The organism is Mesorhizobium sp. M4A.F.Ca.ET.090.04.2.1, from assembly GCF_003999085.1.
Taxonomy (GTDB): domain Bacteria; phylum Pseudomonadota; class Alphaproteobacteria; order Rhizobiales; family Rhizobiaceae; genus Mesorhizobium.
Genome location: NZ_RZOT01000432.1, coordinates 1 through 5377 on the forward strand (window position 1 = coordinate 1; position 5377 = coordinate 5377).

At 63.9% G+C, this 5377-nt stretch carries 5 protein-coding genes; 4 read left to right on the forward strand and 1 reads right to left on the reverse strand.

All coding sequences use genetic code 11. The annotated features are described in order from the left end of the window. The 4 genes from EN781_RS24810 to EN781_RS24825 all read left to right on the forward strand — a co-directional run. Positions 1 to 736: alpha-isopropylmalate synthase regulatory domain-containing protein (locus EN781_RS24810; protein WP_281034394.1), on the forward strand; the 736-nt coding region annotated here is incomplete at its 5' end. 187 nt (positions 737 to 923) lie between these two features. Beyond that, positions 924 to 2696: a hypothetical protein gene (locus EN781_RS24815; RefSeq protein ID WP_126058610.1), complete on the forward strand. Its 1773-nt coding sequence runs from the start codon at positions 924 to 926 to the stop codon at positions 2694 to 2696. 132 nt (positions 2697 to 2828) lie between these two features. Further along, positions 2829 to 3623, forward strand: a complete 795-nt coding sequence (locus EN781_RS24820; protein WP_126058609.1) for an alpha/beta fold hydrolase — start codon at positions 2829 to 2831, stop codon at positions 3621 to 3623. Positions 3624 to 3699: 76 nt separating this feature from the next. Beyond that, positions 3700 to 4317 (forward strand): hypothetical protein, encoded by a 618-nt coding sequence (locus EN781_RS24825; protein WP_126058608.1) that lies wholly within the window; start codon positions 3700 to 3702, stop codon positions 4315 to 4317. Here the strand turns inward: EN781_RS24825 and EN781_RS24830 are convergent. Beyond that, positions 4307 to 5242 carry a metallophosphoesterase gene (locus tag EN781_RS24830; RefSeq protein WP_126058607.1) on the reverse strand — a complete coding sequence of 312 codons (936 nt, stop codon included), beginning with the start codon at positions 5240 to 5242 and terminating at the stop codon, positions 4307 to 4309. The two genes, EN781_RS24825 and EN781_RS24830, sit on opposite strands and share 11 nt — an antisense overlap. Between the last annotated feature and the right edge of the window lie 135 nt (positions 5243 to 5377).

Below are 5377 nucleotides of genomic sequence, written 5' to 3' on the forward strand. Positions count from 1 at the left end.
GCTGAAAATCCCGGAACGCCACCCATACGTCGGTGAACTGGTCTACACCGCCTTCTCCGGCTCGCACCAGGACGCCATCAACAAGGGCATGAAGGCGCTGAAGAAGGCCAACACGCCGCTCTGGGAAGTGCCCTACCTGCCGATCGATCCGGCCGACGTCGGCCGCACCTACGAGGCGATCATCCGCATCAACTCGCAGTCCGGCAAAGGCGGCATCGCCTATGTGCTGCAGGCCGACTACGGCCTCAATCTGCCGCGCAACCTGCAGATCGAGTTCAGCCAGGCTATCCAGGCAATCACCGACGCCGAAGGCAAGGAGGTGCCCGCCAAGCGGATCCATGAGCGCTTCCTCGAGACCTATGTCGACCAGCCCAGCGCCCGGCTGGAATTCATCGATCACCACACCTATCCCGACACCGAGGTGAAGGGCCGCCGCGTGATCGAGGCGGTGATCCTCGACAAGGGTAAGGAAATGACCATCACCGGCACCGGCACCGGCCCGATCGATGGTTTCGTCGATGCGCTGTCGCGGCATGTTGGCGTCGCGATGTCGGTGCTCGACTATTCCGAACATTCGCTACAGCGCGGCTCGAATGCCTCCGCCATCTCCTATGTCGAGATGGAGTATCCCGGCGGCAAGCTGTTCGGCGCCGGCATCAATACCAACATCGTCGCCGCCTCGCTGGAAGCGGTGGTTTCGGCCGCCAACCGCATCGTCGGCCGCAACGCCGGCTGATCAATGCTTACCCGGAGCGCCGCACGTCCGCGGCGCTCCGCACGCATTGCGATACCGGCTTTCGCGCGTTAACCATGGGCAATTATCCGGTGGCTTACGCGATCGCATAACACAACTATGCTTGTGCGGCAGTGCCATCGCTATATGATCGCGCCCTAACCTGTGCCGACTTCGAGAGGATCGACACTTGCAGCATGCCCCGCCTGCCGCCCCCGCAGTGCGCGAGACACTTGAGCGACTGCTCGCCAGCGAAACATTCGGACGCTCGGAGCGTGCCCGAAAGCTGCTCCGCTACCTGGTCGAGCGCGAGCAGGCCGGCGAAGCCGACCGGCTCAAGGGCTTCTCCATCGCCATGGATGTCTTCGGCAGGGACGGCGATTTCGATCCGTCGACCGATGCCGTGGTCCGGGTCCAGGCGGGCAGGCTGCGCGAGCTCCTGCAGCAATATTTCGCCAATGAAGGCGTTGCCGAACCGGTGCGTATCGCCATCCCGCGCGGCGGCTATGTTCCATCCTATGAGCTGAACGCAATTCGCCTGCCTGTCGGCGAGGAGCCGGCGGCGGGCGTGGCGCGTGCCATCGTGGCGCCCGGCTTGCCAGAGGAGCCCGCTCCCGCACAGTCCGCGCCGCCGATGTCGCCGCCCGCTTCTCAGGCTCATGGCCCGTCGCTGACCCGCCACCTGAGGTTCTTCTGGGGCGCGATCGCTGTCGTCATCGCCATGCTGGGCGTGCTCATCCTTCGCCAGGGCGGCGATGCCTTGCTCGGCGGCGGGGATGCGGCCTCGGTGGTCGAAACAGCGGCGACAGGTAGCATCGCGTCTTCACCGGTGGAGACCTTGCCTTTGATCTACATCGCCACAAAGGCGAGCGGTCCCGAGGCGGCGCGCGTGGCTGCCTCGCTGCGCACCGGCCTTGCCGGTTTCGACACGATAGACTTCATCGGGCGCGACGCTGACGGCACGCATGATCCGGCCGCCGACGCCACCAGCTTTGTATTCGACATCTTGCCTGGACCCGCGCCAAGCGATGTCACGATCGAACTGCAGAATGTCGCCACCGGCCGGGTGCTCCTGTCACGCAACCTGACGGCCGAGGACAGTGCGCCCGACGCGGTCGAGGACAGCATCGCCAACATATTGACCTCGACCATTCCGGCCTCCGGACCGATCTACGGCTATATCGAGCAAAGCGGCATCGGCACTGGCCTGACGCAGTGCCTGGTGCTCAACGACAGATACTATCTCGATCAAAGCGCAGCGACGCACGAGGCTGCCTATCGCTGCCTCGAGAAACTGGCCAACCAAGGTGCGAAATCGTCGCTTGTCTATTCCGAACTCGCGTCCCTGCATCTCGAGGCCGTCACCGATCACTACGCCTATCCTTCCGGCGCGACGATCGAACAGGCGATGTCGTTTGCCCATCGTGCCGTGCAGATCGGGCCGACCAGCCCCTATGCGCATCGCGCCTATGGCTATCTCAATTCGCGCCTCGGCAATACGGACGAAGCGATCCGCTGGATGCGCAAGGCGCACGAGCTCAATCCCTACGATCTCGGTATGGCCGCAGCCTACGGCTATGGGCTGATCTTCGCCGGCAAGTACAGCGAAGGCACCCCTATCATTGCACACGCCGTCGAGACCTTCAGTGGCCACCCGACATGGTGGGACTACGGCCTGTTTGTCGGCGCGTTCATGCTGGGGGATGCGAGGCAGGCCGCCATTGCCAGTGAATCGTTGCGCACCACGGCCACCAAGTCTCATTATCTGGCCGCGCGCCTGATCGGCGCCAAGATTGCCGGCCGCGGCCAGTTGGCCGGCCAGTTGACCGATGAACTCGTCGCCAAATTCCCGAAATTCGCCGCCGATCCGCGCGCGACCTTCGTCGACCGCAAATACCCCGCCGATCTCACCGACAGGTTGGTCCAAGCTTTGCATGCAGCAGGCCTTGGTAGCGCCAGCTGAATTGTACTAGAACGGCGCGGCTGATCGCAAAAAATTTACTGGCCGTTGCTCTAGACAAAGAGCAATCGAGCCACAATTTGACTACGGGGGCGCCTGTTCGGTCGCTGGGGCTTGGAAAACTCATAAACTTTCATGGATTCTTCCGTTTATGCCGCCGAACGGGGCGCCGGCTCGAAGGTTGTCGTTTTCCTGCACGGTTTTGGCGGGTGCCATGATGTCTGGCGCCAGGTGATCTCGACGCTATCTCCCGGAATGCGGACGATTGCCTACGACCTTCCCGGCCACGGGCATTCTCTCAGTGTCCCCGGCACATCGGCGCGCTCCGCCGCCAAGGCCATTCTCGCCGACCTGGCGACACGCGGAAGGAAGAAAGTGCATCTCGTCGGCCATTCGATGGGTGGCGCGGTCGCGACCCTGTTGGCGTTGAGCGAGCCCGAAAGGGTAGCCTCGCTGACGCTTCTGGCGCCGGGCGGTTTCGGACCGGAGATCAACGGGCCGCTATTGCGCCGCTATGCGGCGGCGGCCGGCAGAAACGAGGTTCGTACCTGTTTGGCCGCCATGTCCGGACCAGGGGAACAGCCGCCGGAAGACATCGTGGATACGCTTGCCGAGATGCGCGAACGCCCCGGTCAGGTGCAGAAGCTTGTCGAGATCGCCGCCGTCATGACCAGGGATGATCGGCAAGGCGCCATTCCGCGCGAACAGTTGGGCACGCTCGCCATGCCGGTGATGGTGGTCTGGGGCACGGACGACGCCATGCTGCCGGTTGCCCAGGCAGACGACTTGCCGGCGCATTTTCACCTGCATCATGTTCTGGAAGCCGGCCATATGCTGGTCGAGGAAGCATCCGATCTGGTCGCTTCCGCCGTGCGTCGTAACATGAGTCGGCGCCGTCGACGCTCGTCCGCGCGTGACCGGGCGGTATAGCTGATCCACCATCTCACCAGTGCATTTTGTCGGCGACTGTGTTAACCCGCTGTTAACCAACACGAGGCAGCCGCCGATGAAGGACGCAGGCGAGAAACCCACCCCGATCGAGGCGTCGCGCAAGCTGTCCGATGCCATTCGCGACGTGAAGAACGCTTTCGCTGATCGCGACGATGTCGTCGTCGACATGCGCGAGGCGCACCGTATGCGACTGGATCTGCTTGCCGCTGAGCTCGCCCCTGTCTTTGCCGAGGTGCCCACCGACATGGACAATTTCGACTTCGCGGTCTCGTCCGGCCTGCAGCCGCGCCTGTGGATCGATGCCGTCTGCCACGTCGCCATGGGACGCGACCGCCGCACCTATCGCTTCCTCAGGGACACGCGCATCGGGCGCGTGGTGCTCGCCGAATCGAGCGACATGAAGGTCGTCGCCGATTCTGTGACGCGCTATGTGGCCGAACGTGTGATCGAGCGCCAGAGGATGATGGAAGGCGGGGTCGAGCATCCCGTTCCCGGCATGCATCGGGCATCGGTGAGAGAAGCCGAACCGCCCTTGCGGGCGACCCGGCGCGGCAAGGCCTGGTCAGCCGTCCTCTCCGGTTTGGGTCTGATCGCCGCCGGCGCGCTTGTTGGGCTTGCCGTGTCGCTGGTGCTGTTCTGGGATCGCCTCGCGGCCATCAAGGTCAGCTTCTGACCAGTTGGCGAGGTGCCTCGGCATCGGCCACCAGTTCAAGCACCTGCAGGTCCGAAGGCGGCATCGCCGGGCCGGTCAGACCGCGCCGCGTCAAACGGACCTGCCAGTCGCCTCTTTCGCCGTCGATATCGATGAGGTTGTATTGCGCCGCCTGGTGCCTGCCACCGAGCCCCTGCCCGGCCGCTGCGACGCCGACGACAGGGATCTTTTGGCCGCGCCGGCCGATGAAGAACAGCGTCGGGTCATGCGAATGACCGTGCAGAACGAGCTCGGCGCCATGCCGGTTTGCAGTCCGCTGGAAGAGCTCGATGCCGAATAGCCGCTTGTATTGGGAAACCGCCCCGCGCACCGGCGGATGATGGATCATGATCACCCGAAACAGACCGCTGCCGGCCGTTGCGTCCAGGATTTTGCCGAGTCGTCGCGCCTGGGCTGCCCTGAAAAAGCCGTTGGCCATGAAAGGAGCGGTGGCGCGCGCCGTCGAGACGCCAATCAGCGCGACATTGCCGCGCACGCGCAGATAGGGAAAGGCGTTGCGGTCGACCGGCCCGCTGACGCCGTCGCCTGTCATCCAGGCCGCCCATGATCGGCAGACCTTGTCGAAGGCGCCCGGTACATAGGCATCGTGGTTTCCGGGGACGACCGACACGTCATCGGGCGAGCCCAGCGTCTCCAGCCAGTGCCTGGCCATCTCGATCTCGCCGTCGAGCGCCAGATTGACCAGATCGCCGGTGACGGCGAGATGGTCCGGTTGGCTGGCTTTGAGATCTGCGACGATGCTGTCGATGACCGCATCATGCATGTGGCGGCGGCGATTGCGCTGCCAGTTGACATAGCCGACCACGCGCTTGGAGGCGAGTTCGCGATAGGTTACACCGGGAAGCGGCCCCAGATGGACATCGGAAATATGCGCGAGCCTGAACATTGCTCTTTCATAAGCGAGCCGGTGCCTGCTTTCCACTCATGGTTTTGCGTCGAATCGCGGTTCCGCGGATGACGGCGCCGCTCGATCCGGAAGCGGCCATGCGTCAGACCGGCTGGCCGGGTCTCAGGGCAAGGT